At 41.6% G+C, this 15413-nt stretch carries 15 protein-coding genes and 1 pseudogene; 8 read left to right on the top strand and 8 right to left on the bottom strand.

Features of this window, described 5'->3' with window-relative positions; translation table 11 throughout:
* From PE36_RS04815 to hemB, 3 genes and pseudogenes are all read left to right on the top strand, one after another.
* Positions 1-242 (top strand): annotated as a pseudogene (locus PE36_RS04815) (coniferyl-aldehyde dehydrogenase); the annotation flags it as partial.
* Position 243: 1 nt separating this feature from the next.
* On the top strand, positions 244-834 hold the full coding sequence (locus tag PE36_RS04820; protein ID WP_006030838.1) for a TetR/AcrR family transcriptional regulator: 591 nt from the start codon (positions 244-246) through the stop codon (positions 832-834).
* A 75-nt stretch (positions 835-909) separates the two neighbouring features.
* Positions 910-1926, top strand: a complete 1017-nt coding sequence (gene hemB, locus PE36_RS04825) for a porphobilinogen synthase (protein WP_006030839.1) — start codon at positions 910-912, stop codon at positions 1924-1926.
* Between the two features lie 52 nt (positions 1927-1978).
* Here the strand turns inward: hemB and PE36_RS04830 are convergent, their stop codons facing one another.
* On the bottom strand, positions 1979-2215 hold the full coding sequence (locus PE36_RS04830) for a DUF2798 domain-containing protein (RefSeq protein WP_006030840.1): 237 nt from the start codon (positions 2213-2215) through the stop codon (positions 1979-1981).
* Positions 2216-2320: 105 nt separating this feature from the next.
* Here PE36_RS04830 and PE36_RS04835 point away from each other — a divergent pair, with 105 nt between their 5' ends.
* Entirely contained in the window at positions 2321-3226 is a 906-nt protein-coding gene (locus tag PE36_RS04835; RefSeq protein ID WP_006030841.1) for a LysR family transcriptional regulator, read from the top strand.
* Between the two features lie 16 nt (positions 3227-3242).
* On the opposite strand, the gene gppA is transcribed toward PE36_RS04835, so the two are convergent.
* Both gppA and rhlB read right to left on the bottom strand, forming a co-directional pair.
* A complete protein-coding gene (gene gppA, locus PE36_RS04840; protein ID WP_043993969.1) occupies positions 3243-4751 on the bottom strand; it encodes a guanosine-5'-triphosphate,3'-diphosphate diphosphatase in 1509 nt (502 codons plus the stop codon).
* A 33-nt stretch (positions 4752-4784) separates the two neighbouring features.
* The gene (gene rhlB, locus PE36_RS04845; protein WP_006030843.1) at positions 4785-6083 is read right to left on the bottom strand and encodes an ATP-dependent RNA helicase RhlB; all 1299 of its coding nucleotides are present in this window, start codon (positions 6081-6083) and stop codon (positions 4785-4787) included.
* Between the two features lie 118 nt (positions 6084-6201).
* On the opposite strand from rhlB, the gene trxA reads away from it, so the two are divergent.
* From trxA to fre, 4 genes are all read left to right on the top strand, one after another.
* Positions 6202-6528 (top strand): thioredoxin TrxA, encoded by a 327-nt coding sequence (trxA, locus tag PE36_RS04850; protein ID WP_006030844.1) that lies wholly within the window; start codon positions 6202-6204, stop codon positions 6526-6528.
* A 274-nt stretch (positions 6529-6802) separates the two neighbouring features.
* Positions 6803-8065: a transcription termination factor Rho gene (rho, locus tag PE36_RS04855; RefSeq protein WP_006030845.1), complete on the top strand. Its 1263-nt coding sequence runs from the start codon at positions 6803-6805 to the stop codon at positions 8063-8065.
* Positions 8066-8176: 111 nt separating this feature from the next.
* Positions 8177-9643, top strand: a complete 1467-nt coding sequence (gene ubiD, locus PE36_RS04860) for a 4-hydroxy-3-polyprenylbenzoate decarboxylase (RefSeq protein WP_006030846.1) — start codon at positions 8177-8179, stop codon at positions 9641-9643.
* A gap of 61 nt (positions 9644-9704) precedes the next feature.
* Positions 9705-10394 carry an NAD(P)H-flavin reductase gene (gene fre / locus PE36_RS04865; RefSeq protein ID WP_006030847.1) on the top strand — a complete coding sequence of 230 codons (690 nt, stop codon included), beginning with the start codon at positions 9705-9707 and terminating at the stop codon, positions 10392-10394.
* A gap of 81 nt (positions 10395-10475) precedes the next feature.
* Here fre and PE36_RS04870 read toward each other — a convergent pair whose 3' ends face one another.
* From PE36_RS04870 to PE36_RS04890, 5 genes are all read right to left on the bottom strand, one after another.
* On the bottom strand, positions 10476-11648 hold the full coding sequence (locus PE36_RS04870; protein WP_006030848.1) for a heme biosynthesis HemY N-terminal domain-containing protein: 1173 nt from the start codon (positions 11646-11648) through the stop codon (positions 10476-10478).
* Positions 11649-11663: 15 nt separating this feature from the next.
* Positions 11664-12794 (bottom strand): uroporphyrinogen-III C-methyltransferase, encoded by a 1131-nt coding sequence (locus PE36_RS04875; RefSeq protein WP_006030849.1) that lies wholly within the window; start codon positions 12792-12794, stop codon positions 11664-11666.
* Positions 12795-13562, bottom strand: a complete 768-nt coding sequence (locus PE36_RS04880; protein ID WP_006030850.1) for a uroporphyrinogen-III synthase — start codon at positions 13560-13562, stop codon at positions 12795-12797.
* Complete coding sequence (hemC, locus tag PE36_RS04885; protein WP_006030851.1) at positions 13559-14497, bottom strand: hydroxymethylbilane synthase; 939 nt, start codon at positions 14495-14497, stop codon at positions 13559-13561. The genes PE36_RS04880 and hemC overlap by 4 nt, the downstream gene beginning before the upstream one ends.
* A gap of 258 nt (positions 14498-14755) precedes the next feature.
* Complete coding sequence (locus PE36_RS04890) at positions 14756-15409, bottom strand: hypothetical protein (RefSeq protein WP_006030852.1); 654 nt, start codon at positions 15407-15409, stop codon at positions 14756-14758.
* Between the last annotated feature and the right edge of the window lie 4 nt (positions 15410-15413).

The following is a 15413-nucleotide window of genomic DNA, read 5'->3' on the forward strand; positions in this document are numbered from 1 at the left end:
GAGAGACTATTTCCGGTGGTGTTGCTATCAATGATACAATTATGCATGTAGCAGCGGAAGATGCTCCATTTGGTGGTGTTGGACCTGCAGGTATGGGGCATTATCATGGTGTTGAAGGTTTCCGTACTTTTTCAAAATCAAAAACCATATTGAAACAAGGCAAATTCCATTCTACGCGCTTTGTTCACGCGCCTTATGGGAGTTTGATACAAAAAATAATTTTGAAATTTTTCTTGAGATAATATGACTAAATCAAAAAGAACACTGATCTTGGATGCCGCATTAGCGTTATTCACGATCAATGGTTTTCACGGCACCACGACAGCTGCGATTGCACGTGAAGCTAAAGTTGCCACGGGTACCTTGTTTCATCACTTTGCGACCAAAGAAGCGTTAATTGAAGCCTTGTACCTTGAGGTGAAAAAAGAATTTGCGCAGGCGCTGTTACAGAAAAATGATCCAGATTCGGTGTTCCCATTAACCGATATTTGGGTTAACGGGGTCACTTGGTTAGTCTGTCAGCCTCAAAAAATGGCGTTTATTCTACTATGTAGCCATTCACTTTATTTTGATAAAAAGATCCAACTGGCGATATGGCAAGAGGTATTAGGCTTTTTTACCCAGTTGCTTAATGCCGGTATTAAAAATGGCACTATTAAGGACCTACCTATCCAGTACCTACTCACCACATGTGAGAGTATCTTATTATCCACTGCGAGTTATGTGTATGCATTACCTGCGGCAGATCAAAAGGCTGCGATTAATTCGTCAATTAGTGTAATTGTTGATGCTATTTCAGTACCAGGTGCTGATATTCACTTACTCTCGCGGTAAGATGAGCATATAACCAAGTTCAAATCCTTGAACTTGGTTGCCCAATTCGCATTCCTATCCTCGCAAGGAGATATCGTGAGTAAAACTATTCTAGGCGGCTTTCCGAACCGTCGCCCTCGTCGTAATCGTAAAAATGATTTTTCTCGCCGCTTAGTTGCAGAGCATCAATTAACGGTGAATGATCTCATCTACCCGATGTTTGTATTGGAAGGTAATGGCCGTCGCGAAGCTATTGAGTCAATGCCGGGTGTTGAGCGTTTATCGATTGATTTACTGTTAGAAGAGGCCGCAGAATTGGTCGTGTTAGGCATACCAATGATTGCCATTTTCCCGGTAACGCCGTTAGAACAAAAAAGTTTACAGGCTGAAGAAGCCTATAATGCCAATGGCTTGGCACAAAAAGCGGTTCGAGCGTTAAAAGCGTCATTCCCTGAGTTAGGTGTGATGACTGATGTGGCGCTAGACCCGTTCACGACGCATGGTCAAGACGGTATTATTGATGATAGCGGTTATATCCTTAACGATATTACCACGGATATATTGGTGAAACAGGCGCTTTCTCATGCTGAAGCTGGCGCTGATGTTGTTGCCCCGTCAGATATGATGGATGGTCGTATTGGCGCTATTCGTGCTGCGCTTGAAGAAGCTGGACATGTAAATACCCAAATCATGGCTTATTCTGCAAAATATGCATCTAATTACTATGGTCCTTTCCGTGATGCGGTGGGTTCCGCGAGTAATTTGAAAGGTGGCAGTAAGGTTACTTACCAAATGGACCCGGCTAACTCTGATGAAGCCCTGCAGGAAGTCGCGATGGATATTGAAGAGGGCGCTGATATGGTCATGGTTAAACCGGGCATGCCTTATTTAGACATTGTTCGTCGGGTTAAAGATGAGTTTGGTGTACCGACATTTGCTTATCAAGTCAGTGGTGAATATGCGATGCACATGGCGGCAATTCAAAATGGTTGGTTGAAAGAGCAAGAGTGTGTTCTAGAATCATTACTCTGCTTCAAACGTGCGGGTGCTGACGGCATTCTGACGTATTTTGCCAAACGTGTGGCAATCTGGTTAAAAGCACAGAATGCTTAATTGCATACATATAAATAGTTAAACGAGAACCGGGCAATTGCTCGGTTTTTTATTATTTGGATTTAAAAATAAAGCGATCGAGAATTTTATTATAAAATGTTGAGAAAGCGAGGCCAATAATAAAAGAAAACGGCAGTGCTGTAATGGTGCTCTGTAACCAAAGTGCTAGAAACCCTTCTGTTAACCCTTGTTGTTGCAATATTATAACCGCAGACATAGACGTGCTCATGGTGATTGCCATGCATGATCCCATGACCAGTCCTTTAAGTTTTAATGATAGTTGTGGCATAAAAATAACTTCCTGAATTAACAAAACTGAGCGTTAGCATAAGGTTAATTATATTATTTCATTTATATTAGTAAACTGGCTTTTTTGAATTAGTAGCATTCATAAATGAAATCAATAGATTTAAACTCTCTGGCTTGGTTTTGTAAGATTGTCGAGCAGGGCTCGATCCAAGCCGCAGCGCAATTATTGTTGGTGCCAGCACCGACGTTGTCACGGCATTTGAAGCAGTTAGAGCAGCGTTTAGGGGTTAAGTTACTGAATCGTTCGGCTCATGTTATGGAGTTAACACAAGAAGGTCAGCGTTATTATCAGGGCTTACATGCCAGTATCAATGCGATTGACGAAGCGTTATTACAACTTGAGAATGATAATGTTAGTTTGACTGGCATGATCCGTTTGTCAGCGCCAAATTCGGTAATTAATAGTTATTTAAATCTTTGGTTAATTGAATTTATGCAAACCTATCCCGGGGTTAAATGCGAGCTGAACACAGCCTTAGATGATAATCAGGCAATCTTGGAGGGCGTTGATTTAGCACTGACAGTATACCCTTCTAAACAAGCTGATTGGGTGCAAAAAAGGTTATTTTCGCGCACCTTTTGTGTTGTGGCCAGTCCGGAATATTTAATCCTGGCTCGGGCGCTTGATAATCCGACCATGCTTAGCGAACATCATTTATTAGGCAGTAATTCTGACCATCAATGGGTCTTTATTAACGGCGACGATAGCACTGTGGTCAGTCCTAGTTTTCGTTATATTAATAATGATGTGCATAATATATTAGCAGCTTGTTTACAGGGGCTCGGGATCTGTTGTGTGCCGGAATTTTTTATTCGTCAGCATATTGGCAAAGGCAGGTTAGTTCAATTACTAACGGATTATCAATTACCGGAAAGGGGCTTGTATATGACTTATCCGGATCGGGTGTTACTCCCTTTACGGGTGCGGCGCTTAATTGATTTTTTGACCGAGAAGTTTACTGTGATGTTAGAAGATAAGCGCGTTGGTTAACGCGTTTATCAAAGCTTTACTTTGAGAGTTCAACAATCTGTAATGATAACTGATGTTGCGCTTGTAATTGCTGCTCAATTTTTAATGCCGCTGCACGTAATGGATGCTGGGCTAACCACTGTGCGGGTAAAGTGATGATTAAGGTATTTTCTTCTGCGAGAGTGAGTGAGAAATTTGGGATCGTACCATCAGTGCGTCGCAAGGCTAATGTGCATGATACTCTTAAAATACGACAAAGCAGTAACGCACTTGCGTAGCTGATTGCTGATTGTTGCGCTAACAAAGATAAATTTAATTCATCACGCTGATTAATCAATAACGCCGACAGCAGTTGTTTCTGCGCTTTGGTAAAACCAAGCATCACAGTGTTATCGATAATATAAGCGGCATGTTGTGGCGCTTTTTTATAATCAATTGATAAACCGATTTCGTGTAAGCCGCTGACGTAAGCCAGTAAAGGACCGGCTTGAGTATCGTCTGCTGCAAGGGTAGATTTTAACTGATCGAAGGCTTTTAGCGCGGTGTGTTTAACACGCTCAGCTTGTTCTTGATCTAACTGATGTTTTACCATCAATCCATAGACCGTTTGTTGGCGAACATTGTGACTGGCACGGAGTCCGGTCATTTCGTAAATCACGCCTTCTCTTAACGCGCCCCCGGCTAAAAACATATTGTTAATTTCGAGGCTTTCAAATAACGCGGTAAGAATAGCTAAACCACTGGTAAATACTGGCTTTCTATCGGTTGCTAAGCCTTTAATATTCAGGTTATCAATATGAGCACAAGCAATAGCTTGCTGCTGAATACGGTGTAGTTTAGCCAGTGTTATGTGTTCGTTTTCACCTTGTGCAACCATAATTTCTTGCAGGGCTTGGATCGTACCGGAAGCGCCGATACAAGTATCCCAGCCCAAGGTTAAATACTTTTCTAGCAGAGGGTTCAACACCGCTTTTGCCGCATCAATAGCCAGCGTAAAGTTATGTTGATTGAGCTTACCATCTGTAAAATAGTGCTTTAACCAAGTGACACAACCCATTTTAAAGCTATAAAGTAATTTAGCTTGGGCTTGTTCACCAATAATGAGTTCAGTGCTAGCGCCGCCAATATCCACAACTAAACGATTACCTTGACCACTGCTGGTATAGGCAACGCCTTTGTAGATAAGTGCAGCTTCTTGTTCCCCGGAAATAATATTTACCGGATGAGCCAATATTTGTTCTGCTGTTGTCAGAAACTCCGCTACGTTATTCGCTAAGCGTAATGTCGCCGTGCCAACAATACGAATATTCGCAGTCGGAATATCCTGTAATTGTTCTGCAAACAAACTTAAGCAATCCCAACCACGTTGTAACGCGGCTTGGTCAAGATGATTGTTGGCATCAAGGCCGGCAGCAAGTCTCACTTTGCGTTTAACTTTAGCTACAGTTTGTAGACTATTGTTAATTTCACGAACAACCAGCATATGAAAGCTGTTTGAACCAAGGTCAATGACAGCATATAAATTTGACGAACGTTTTTTACTCACACTAATCACTTTATCTATAAACAAACTATTTAATTAATGGGTTTTGTTATGCGTATTATGCTGACGTTGGCCAGTACGACGCGTTCTGTTATTGCGATCACTCATTGATCTTGAATTACCTGGACGCGCACGTTTCGTGTGAATTGGTCGTGGTAAGTCAGTGAGCAATGCTGATTTATCGTAATGGCAAACCGGGATCGTACCTTCAATGAATTCTTCAATCGCGGGTAAATTATAAATGTATTTTTCACAAGCGAAGCTAATTGAATGACCTTCTGCACCAGCACGACCGGTACGGCCAATACGGTGTACGTAATCACCACAATTATCTGGTAAATCATAGTTAAATACATGACTTACTGCAGGAATATGTAGACCACGTGCTGCCACATCTGTTGCGACTAAGATGTCTAATTTACCTTGGGTAAACTGCTCGAGAATGCTGTTACGTTTCTTCTGCGGGATATCGCCAGTTAACAAGCCAACGCGATGTTTATCTGCCGCGAGGTGTCCCCAAATTTCTTCACATTTGTGTTTAGTGTTAGCGAATACAATAGCGCGTTCTGGCCATTCTTCTTCGATTAACGTTTGTAACAGAGCCATTTTGTCATCATTTGACGGGTGGAATAGCTCTTGAGTAATGCTGCTGCCAGTCACTTTTTCTGCTGGAACCGTCACTTCTTCTGGTTCATTCATGTGCTGATAAGCCAGTTCGCGAATATCCCAAGTAAAGGTAGCTGAAAACAGTAAGTTTAGGCGCTGTTTTGGCTCCGGCATTTTACGCATTAAATAGCGTATATCTTTAATGAAACCTTGGTCTAACATGCGATCGGCTTCATCAAGTACTAATGCTTCAACACCAGACAAATCCATTGCTTTTTGTTTTTCAAAATCAATAATTCGGCCAACGGTACCAATAATAATATCAACACCTTTTGCAAGGTTATCACGTTGAATATCGTAGCTTTCACCACCATAAACCAGCCCCATTTTAAGGCCTGTCGCTTTGGCGATTGGTAATGCATCTTTATGAATTTGAATTGCAAGTTCGCGAGTTGGCGCTAAGATAATGGCGCGAGGCTTATTTTTTGGACGATCTTCAGCGACTGGTTTTTTCAATAAATGATGGAAAATAGCGGCTAAAAATGCAATCGTTTTGCCTGTCCCTGTCTGTGCTTGACCGGCGACATCTTTACCTTTGATGGCAAATGGCAAGCTAAGCGCTTGAATTGGTGTACAATATTCGAAGCCTGACGCTTCTAACCCAGACAGTACGTCGGCATTAAGGCCAAACTGGGAGAACTTATGTTCTGTAAGATGTTTTTTGCTCATTTAATTAGCATATCAGGTTAAGCTTGCATTAAGAACTTAAATCTATTGAAATAGGGCAATGAGTCCCACATATATATAGTAACTATATAGTAACGAAATTATTTTATTGGAGTAAAAAATGAGCGACAAAATTATTCAGCTAACGGATGCTGCTTTTGATACGGATGTTATAAATTCAGAATTACCTGTACTAGTTGATTTCTGGGCTGAATGGTGTGGACCTTGCAAAATGATCGCACCAATCTTAAGTGAAGTTGCGGAAGAGTACGCAGGTAAAGTAATTATCGGTAAACTAAATATCGATCAAAATTCAGGTACGCCACCTAAGTTTGGTATTCGCGGTATCCCGACTTTATTGTTATTTAAAAATGGTGCTGTAGCAGCAACTAAAGTTGGCGCATTATCAAAAGCGCAATTACAAAGTTTTCTAGACGAAAACCTGTAACATGTAAAATACTGACGAGATTTTGTTTTTTAATCTCGTCAGTATGCTACTATTCAGTGGACGAATAAAATTATTAATGCTAATTTCACTGTTCGTTTATTGTTCTATGTGTCGAATCAGACATCATAATCAATGATCCAATCATTGATTCAATAACTCAAAAATATCGATTCATTACTTAGTTAATGTTTCACACACTCGATCATTGATTCAATTACTTTATCCTTGGTTGACTCCCGTTACGCAAAGGTTGCATAAGCTCGAACTCATCATTATGAATTTAACCGAATTAAAAAACACACCAGTTTCTGAACTTGTAAAACTGGGCGAATCTATGGGTCTAGAAAATCTGGCTCGCTTAAGAAAACAAGATATCATCTTCTCGATCCTAAAAGCTCACGCGAAAAGCGGCGAGGACATTTTTGGTGATGGTGTTTTAGAGATCTTGCAGGATGGCTTTGGGTTCTTGCGTTCAGCAGACAGCTCATATCTCGCCGGACCTGATGATATTTATGTATCACCAAGTCAGATACGTCGCTTTAACTTGCGAACGGGTGATACCGTTGGCGGTAAAATTAGACCGCCAAAAGATGGCGAACGCTATTTTGCGCTGTTAAAGATTGACCAAGTTAACTATGACCGTCCAGAAAACTCTCGTAATAAAATCCTCTTTGAAAACCTAACGCCAATCCACCCGATTGAACGTCTTCGTTTAGAACGTGGTAATGGCAGTACCGAAGATATAACCGCACGTATTCTAGATTTAAGTGCGCCGATCGGTAAAGGTCAACGTGGTTTAATTGTGGCACCGCCGAAAGCCGGTAAAACCATGTTATTACAAAACATTGCCTCTTCAATTGCGTTAAATCACCCCGATGCGATATTGATGGTTCTACTTATCGATGAACGTCCGGAAGAAGTAACAGAGATGCGCCGTCTGGTGCGTGGTGAAGTTATTGCTTCTACTTTTGATGAGCCCGCGAGCCGTCATGTACAAGTAGCAGAAATGATGATTGAAAAAGCCAAGCGTCTTGTAGAACACAAAAAAGACGTGATCATCTTACTGGATTCTATCACCCGTCTGGCACGTGCTTACAATACGATAACGCCATCATCCGGTAAGATCTTATCTGGTGGTGTTGATGCCAATGCTTTACACCGTCCAAAACGTTTCTTTGGTGCTGCACGTAAAGTTGAAGAAGGTGGTTCTTTAACTATTATCGCAACAGCATTGATTGATACTGGTTCGAAAATGGACGAGGTCATTTACGAAGAATTTAAAGGTACAGGTAACCAAGAGTTACACCTTAATCGTAAAATTGCAGAACGTCGTATTTATCCTGCGATTGATTTCACGCGTTCAGGTACCCGTCGTGAAGAACTATTAGCAGATAAAAATGAGCTACAAAAAATGTGGATCCTACGTAAGATTATTCATCCAATGGGTGAGATCGATGCGATGGAATTCCTGATTGATAAGCTGGCCATGACGAAAACGAATGATCAATTCTTCGAAGCAATGAAGAAGCAAAAATAATAATCGTTTAAGTTAACTGTCTGTGATTAATATTTAAAATAAACGCCATACATTTTGTTTTTATAACAAGTGTGTGGCGTTTTTTTTTCAAAAAATAGCGTGGAATTGTTTATGAAATATAAAGATCTGAGAGACTTTATTGCCTTACTTGAAAGCAAAGGCGAATTAAAACGTATTCATCAAGAAATTGACCCGTATTTAGAAATGACGGAAATTTGCGATCGCACATTAAAAGCAGGCGGTCCGGCATTATTATTTGAAAATCCGAAAGGTCATACTATGCCGGTATTGGGTAACCTGTTTGGTACACCCGATCGCGTGGCGATGGGTATGGGTCGTGAAAGCGTCAGTGAACTGCGTGAAGTGGGTGAGTGGTTAGCTTATTTAAAAGAACCTGAGCCACCGAAAGGTTTTAAAGAGTTAATGGAAAAAGTACCGATATTTAAACAGGTACTGAATATGCCCACCAAAAGACTGCGTAAAGCACCTTGCCAGGAAATCGTGTTAACAGGCGATGACGTTGATTTAAGTCAGATCCCTATTCAGCATTGCTGGCCAGGAGACGTGGCCCCATTAATTACCTGGGGTTTAACGATCACCCAAGGTCCTTATAAAAAACGTCAGAATTTAGGTATTTATCGTCAGCAAGTGCTGAGTAAAAACAAATTAATTATGCGTTGGTTATCACATCGTGGTGGTGCGCTGGATTTTAAAGAATTCCAAGAACTAAACCCAGGTGAAAACTACCCTGTGTCTGTGGCGCTAGGTGCTGATCCCGCAACAATTTTAGGGGCGGTAACGCCGGTACCAGACTCGTTATCTGAATATGCTTTTGCAGGTTTATTACGGGGTAGTCGTACTGAAGTCGTTAAGTCTATTTCCAATGATTTAGACGTGCCAGCGGGTGCTGAAATTATTTTGGAAGGCTACATCGCGCCGGGCGAAATGGCAGAAGAGGGCCCTTATGGTGATCATACTGGTTATTATAACGAGACTGACTCTTTTCCTGTCTTTACGGTGACGCACATCACGATGCGTAAAGATGCCATTTATCATTCGACGTATACAGGCCGTCCTGCGGATGAACCTGCGGTACTGGGTGTGGCGTTAAACGAAGTCTTTGTGCCTATTTTACAAAAGCAATATCCTGAAATTGTTGATTTTTATTTACCGCCAGAAGGTTGCTCTTATCGCATGGCGATAGTGACAATTAAGAAACAATATCCAGGCCATGCGAAACGCGTGATGCTGGGGGTATGGTCATTCTTACGTCAGTTCATGTATACCAAATTTGTGATCGTCTGTGATGATGATATTAATGCGCGCGATTGGAAGGATGTGATCTGGGCGATCACCACCCGCATGGATCCTGCGCGTGATACCACGCTGATTGAGAATACGCCAATTGATTACCTTGATTTTGCATCACCGGTATCGGGTCTGGGCTCAAAAATGGGCATGGATGCAACCAATAAATGGCCGGGTGAGACAGATCGCGAATGGGGAACACCGATTGTGATGGATGAGAAGGTTAAGCAGCGCGTCGATGATTTATGGGACGAATTAGGGATTTTGTGATATAAATGAGCTAGTTCATAAAAATTCGTGCTTGTCAGAGATTGAGATTGAAAGGGAATGTATGTTAAGAATTAAGTGTGAAGTGACATTATTAGAGTCGTATACAGAGACTGTATTTAACGTGAAGTTAAAGCCAGAACAAAAAGTTGAGTTCCAGGCTGGACAATATCTAATGGTGGTCATGGCCGAAGACGACAAGCGCCCATTTTCTATTGCGTCAAATCCAAGTAATAATGATATTTTAGAATTGCATATTGGTGCATCAGAACAAAATTCGTATGCAATGCAAGTCGTTGAAAGACTAAAATCAGGCACTATCGAAATTGAACTGCCAGGGGGTAATGCTGGCCTAAGAGAAGAGTCTGAGCGTCCTTTAGTATTAATTGCTGGCGGCACTGGTTTTTCTTACACAAAATCTATTTTAGAACGAGCTGTAGAAGTTAGCTCTCGTCCAATCTCATTATATTGGGGTGCACGTGAAGCATCGCATTTATATGCATTCTCGTTGGCACAAGAATTAGCTGCCGCGCACCCACAGGTGACGTTTATTCCTGTTGTCGAAACAGCGCCAGAACAATGGTCTGGTAAAGTTGGCCAAGTGCATAAAGTGGTGATGGATGATGTTGCAGATTTAGCTGCGTGTGATATCTATATCGCCGGTCGTTTTGAAATGGCGGGTGCAGCGCGTACTGACTTTGCGCCATTAGGTGTGAAAGACCATTTATATGGCGATGCATTTGAATTCATTTAATCGATAGTTAATTTGCTCGTATAAAAAAAGCCGTAACAAATGTTACGGCTTTTTTATTATCTGCAATTTAGTAATGGTTAACTAAACGTGCTGATGATAGTTTAAACTTTGCTTATATGTTGTGTTGGCATCATTAACTAGACCTAATTTCTCGTAGGCGTGTGCGAGCGCGCAATAAGCAGAGGTAGACGGTGATTGGCTTATGCCTTGGCTTAATTCGTCAACTGCTTCATTCCAGCGACCTTCTTTCACCATTAACTGACCAATACATACTGCTAATAGGCCAGAACCTTCACGTGTTTTTTGTAGGCGCTTAAGGCGTTCGATTAAGGCGTGGTAGTCAGTTAGGTTTAATTTTGGCGTTAAACGGATCAGCTCTGGGTATAACTCATTACTTAACGCATCCATCATCAGCAGGTAAGCAGATTGGTGATCATTGCGACCCATCAATAGGCTTGCTGTTTCAGCTAAATAGCGGCCGTCATGTTTCAGTGTCTTAGGCAATGCGCTCCAAGTATCAAGCAAGCCTGTACTACCTTGCTGTTTAGCTACTTCACCTAAATGTTGGAAATGACTATGTTTACTTAGCTCATCTGCTTCATTTGAGGTTAATAATTTTTGTTTTTGCAAGGGTGGAATAAGCGCGAGTAATTGGCCCCATTCTTTTCTTTCAATACACACGTCTTTGAATAACGCGAGTACCACTTTATGCTTTGGATATTTGCCATGTAAAGTGGACAGAGATACAAATGCTTGTTCAAATTGTTGCTGCTGAATTTGCAACTTGGCTTGGGTGAGCTCGACTGCAAGGGTATTTTTATCGGCGTTCTCGAGCGCTAATAATAAATACTCATCACGTTTTCTTTCATTACCCAATTCTTGTGCTGATTGCGCCGCAGTAAGGTAGTTTAATACCGGTACTCGTGCTTTTTTGGCTGCTTTTAAAGTTAACGTTTCTGCTTTTTTAAAATCGCCACTGACTAATGCTAAGATGCCTTTTTCTGTTTGTATTTTAGCACGAGCTTGATGATAGCGATTAAACCAACCTAGACTGTGAGTCAGTTTATTGATTAATGCTTCGATTGCTAATAACGCAAAATAGAAGCCAACGACCATGATTACGGCACTGCTCACCGTTGCATCAATGATATAGTCTCCGGCCGCAATCATCACATAACCTTTGTTGCCGATTAAGTAAGGGGCAACTATTGCACCTGCAAGCAGCAGCGCGATTAATACTATAAATCTAACCATGTTCTCTGCCTCCGCTTATTCTGCGCCAGTGTTATTTGTTAATGCGTTGATTTTACGATCTCTAATTGTCGTTTGAATCAATGCGGCACTGTTTAATTTAGTTGGGTATGTTGTCGTTATGATCTCGTTACTGAGACTATCCAAACTCGCTAACATACTTGTTGTTGCTGGCTGGTTGACGTCGTAATAACGTTTGATCCAGGCTTTGGCTGTTTTTAGCGCCTGGTTAAATTTAGCTTGGTCTTGACGATGTACGGCTAACTCAGCTTGTAATAATTGGGTTTTTAAATTTTCAGTTAAATACCAAGCTGTTTGTGGTGATAGTAGCGCATCGACAGAGTTATCTTGACGGCGAATAGTAATAAAATTATCGCTGAACGATTTCCATGATTTAGTTAAGTTGGCTTTCCAATCAGCACTATCACTCGACAATTGCGTCTCAGACGCCACGATTTCTGGACGGGTAAACCCGGCTAATGCCAAGTTATCAACTTCTTCTGCTTGGATCGCGAGTTTTAACGCTAAACCATCATGATCAATGTGGGGTAATTTACTCAGGGTGGTAATGTCTTGCTCAATTACTTTACGCAGTGGTAATAGGCTCGGATCATTTAATTGCGTTAGACGACGACTTGCTGATGATAATAATGCGAGGCTGGTATCAATATCTTGCTCTAAGGCTATCTTACGGCCAGCGATTCGAATTAAATACTCGGCTTCTGCAAGCATCCATTCATTAGGGTTACGCATTTTCAGGTTAGCTATTGCAAGCTGTACGGTTTCCAATTGGGCAGCCGTTAATTTTTCGCTGCTTTGGATCTTAGTCAGTTGTTGCGTGGTTTTGGTTAATTGGTTAGCAACAATTTGTTTGTCTGCGCTTAGCTGTAGGCGTAACGATTGCTGGGTATCTTTTTGATCTTGTAGCTGCGCTTGTAGTTTTGCCAATACTTGTTGTTGCTGCAGGTTTTGTTGATGACTATGATAATAAAGACCAGCACCAAGCCCTAGCGTTAATAATATCGCGACGGCACCTGTGACTACACCGGCTTTACTTGCTGGTTTACCTTCCGTTGCGGTCGTGTCAGTCGAGCCATTATTTGTTGTTTTAGTATTGGCACTTTGACTGCTATTCTTCTTGTCTGTCATTTAGCTTATTCCTATCTGCATATCCAATTGCTTAATAGCATTAAATAATGAATTATTTGATGCACCAGTAGCAATGGTGACGTGTTCTATTCCTAACGTATGAGCAAGTGCTGCTATTCGTTGACTAGGAACAATAAAGTGTAAGTTCAGTATCCAAGGTAACGCTGTGTAGGGTATCGTTTTTATCAGATTACCTAGAATTTCACCGCTAGTGATAATAACACTATTGATAGCGAATTGTTGCCACTTATTAATCAGCATATCTGGATCATAATCTGGAGCAGTTCGTTGATAAACTTCACAATATGTCACGTTTGCGGTGCGTTTGGTAAGATCTTCGGCCAGCGTTTCTCGGCCACCATTACCGCGTAGAATGACAATTTTTTTGTGTTCTACTGATGCGTTGGCGAGTAGTTTTAGCACCCCTTCGCTATCATGTGTATCGGGTATTTGGGCGTGATTGATACCGTACTTCTGCCAGCTAAGTGCTGTCGTTGGGCCCACTGCAATATAGTTAATTTGCTGTGGCCAAGTTCTATTTGCGTTTATTAGACTGGTGTTAGCATAATTTACAGCATTATCGCTTATGGCAATAATATAGTCATCGGGCTGTAATTCTGCCAGTAATGAGCTGACTTTAGTAAACTGTTGTCCTGCAGAAATATCGATAAATGGACAGCATAAGGCTGCCCCATCGGCAGCCTCAATTTGGCGAGCAAGTTGTTCGCCTTTAACACGTGGGCGAGTGATTAACGCCCTGATCTTCATGTGTCAGATGAGTCGTAAACAGCGGCTAAAATTTCTTTTGCACCTTGTGCCAGTAATTTATCTGCAAGTTCTAAACCCAGTTGACGGGCATTTTTACGGTCACCACGGATCTCGGCGCGAATTACTTCAGTGCCATCTGGCTTGCCAACCAGTCCACGTAACCACAACTCATCACCGTCGATTATCGCGTAACTACCGATTGGTACCTGGCAACCACCTTCAAGCGCTAAGTTCATCGCCCGTTCTGCCAATACGCGATCACTGGTTAATGCGTGGTTTAATGGTGCAAGTAGTGCTTTTACACGTTCATCATCAATGCGACATTCAATGCCTACAGCACCTTGGCCAACCGCTGGCAGACTTTGCTCTGGCTCAATATAGCTAGCAATACGGTATTCCATATCCAGACGTTTTAGACCCGCAGCCGCTAAAATGATGGCATCATAGTCTTTGTTATCAAGCTTATTCAAACGCGTATTCACGTTACCACGTAAGTCCATAATTTTTAGATCTGGACGGGCTTCGCTTAACTGGCATTGACGGCGTAAGCTACAAGTACCAACTATTGCACCCGGTGGTAGTTCTTCAATCTGACGATAGGTATTTGAAACAAATGCATCACGAGGGTCTTCACGTTCACAAATGACTTCTAAGTCTAAACCTTCTGGAAATTCAACTGGCACATCTTTCATTGAATGCACGGCGATATCAGCACGGTTTTCAAGTATTGCCACTTCAAGCTCTTTCACAAAAAGACCTTTACCACCCACTTTTGCTAACGGCGTATCTAAAATGATGTCACCCTTAGTTACCATTGGAATTAATTCAACGGTAAGATTTTGATGGATCGCTTCTAGACGTGCTTTTACATATTCAGCTTGCCACATTGCCAGTGGGCTCTTACGGGTTGCAATTCTTAGCGTTTCAGTTGCCATGTTATTTCCAAATTTAACTAGATTGGCTAAATATTAACAGATTTAATCTGTTAATGGTTGATCTAAGATGGGGTTATTTGTAAAAAATACCGCTTATTTAACGACTCAATAACATACGTAATTGGGCCAAAAGTAGTAAATTATTTAGTGGGAAGTTGCGTGATAGATAAGTAATGGCGAGGTTGAGATCATGCTTATAGCGTGGGTTATTAGGCTGCAGCGCGTTCTGCTGCAGCTTAATAAATTAATGACGATTAATTAGTCGCAATTAAGGCGGAATGCTTTATGACTTTTCTTGATGTGCTGCTTAATGTTGCCAAGTGCCGTTTTAACTTCACCTTTTGTTGTTGCGTCTTGCAACTGGTTAAAAAGGTGCGTTAATTTGTCTATACCTTGCTGGTAATCCATATGTTGCATATGGGTACTATGATCCATGCCTTCCATATTCGCCATATTGCTGTGGTCCATGTCTTTCATGTTTTGCATGTTCGCCATGTTGCTGTGGTCCATGCCTTTCATGTTTTGCATGTTCGCCATGTTGCTGTGATCCATGCCTTTCATGTTTTGCATGTTCGCCATGTTGCTGTGGTCCATGTCTTTCATGTTTTGCATATTAGCCATATTGCTGTGATCCATGCCTTTCATGGTTGGCATGTCTTGCTGCAGTTTTAACGGTACTTCATCTTTCGCCTTCGTGCTGTTCGCCAATAATTTTGTCAGCTGAGTTTGCATTGCGGCTTGGTCTCCACGCTTAAATGCACCGACATAGGTTTTTAAATCATCACTCATCTCTTTCATGATACTGCCGAGTTGGGTATCTTTACAGTGACCGTCACCATCGCTGTGGGCAAATGCCGCTGAGCTGATTGCGGCGCTAAGTGCGATTGCTATGGTTATCTGTTTAAATATCATGTTG

Origin of the sequence: Moritella sp. PE36 (genome assembly GCF_000170855.1) — a bacterium.
Classification (GTDB): Bacteria; Pseudomonadota; Gammaproteobacteria; order Enterobacterales; family Moritellaceae; genus Moritella.

Bases quoted from the DNA above. Each gene is read 5' to 3' on its own strand.
- PE36_RS04880 (WP_006030850.1), bottom strand. From the start codon at position 13,562: ATGAAGATCAGGGCGTTAATCACTCGCCCACGTGTTAAAGGCGAACAA.
- PE36_RS04835 (WP_006030841.1), top strand. From the start codon at position 2,321: ATGAAATCAATAGATTTAAACTCTCTGGCTTGGTTTTGTAAGATTGTC.
- rho (WP_006030845.1), top strand. From the start codon at position 6,803: ATGAATTTAACCGAATTAAAAAACACACCAGTTTCTGAACTTGTAAAA.
- PE36_RS04820 (WP_006030838.1), top strand. From the start codon at position 244: ATGACTAAATCAAAAAGAACACTGATCTTGGATGCCGCATTAGCGTTA.
- ubiD (WP_006030846.1), top strand. From the start codon at position 8,177: ATGAAATATAAAGATCTGAGAGACTTTATTGCCTTACTTGAAAGCAAA.
- PE36_RS04875 (WP_006030849.1), bottom strand. From the start codon at position 12,794: ATGACAGACAAGAAGAATAGCAGTCAAAGTGCCAATACTAAAACAACA.
- hemC (WP_006030851.1), bottom strand. From the start codon at position 14,497: ATGGCAACTGAAACGCTAAGAATTGCAACCCGTAAGAGCCCACTGGCA.
- fre (WP_006030847.1), top strand. From the start codon at position 9,705: ATGTTAAGAATTAAGTGTGAAGTGACATTATTAGAGTCGTATACAGAG.
- PE36_RS04830 (WP_006030840.1), bottom strand. From the start codon at position 2,215: ATGCCACAACTATCATTAAAACTTAAAGGACTGGTCATGGGATCATGC.
- PE36_RS04890 (WP_006030852.1), bottom strand. From the start codon at position 15,409: ATGATATTTAAACAGATAACCATAGCAATCGCACTTAGCGCCGCAATC.
- trxA (WP_006030844.1), top strand. From the start codon at position 6,202: ATGAGCGACAAAATTATTCAGCTAACGGATGCTGCTTTTGATACGGAT.
- PE36_RS04870 (WP_006030848.1), bottom strand. From the start codon at position 11,648: ATGGTTAGATTTATAGTATTAATCGCGCTGCTGCTTGCAGGTGCAATA.
- rhlB (WP_006030843.1), bottom strand. From the start codon at position 6,083: ATGAGCAAAAAACATCTTACAGAACATAAGTTCTCCCAGTTTGGCCTT.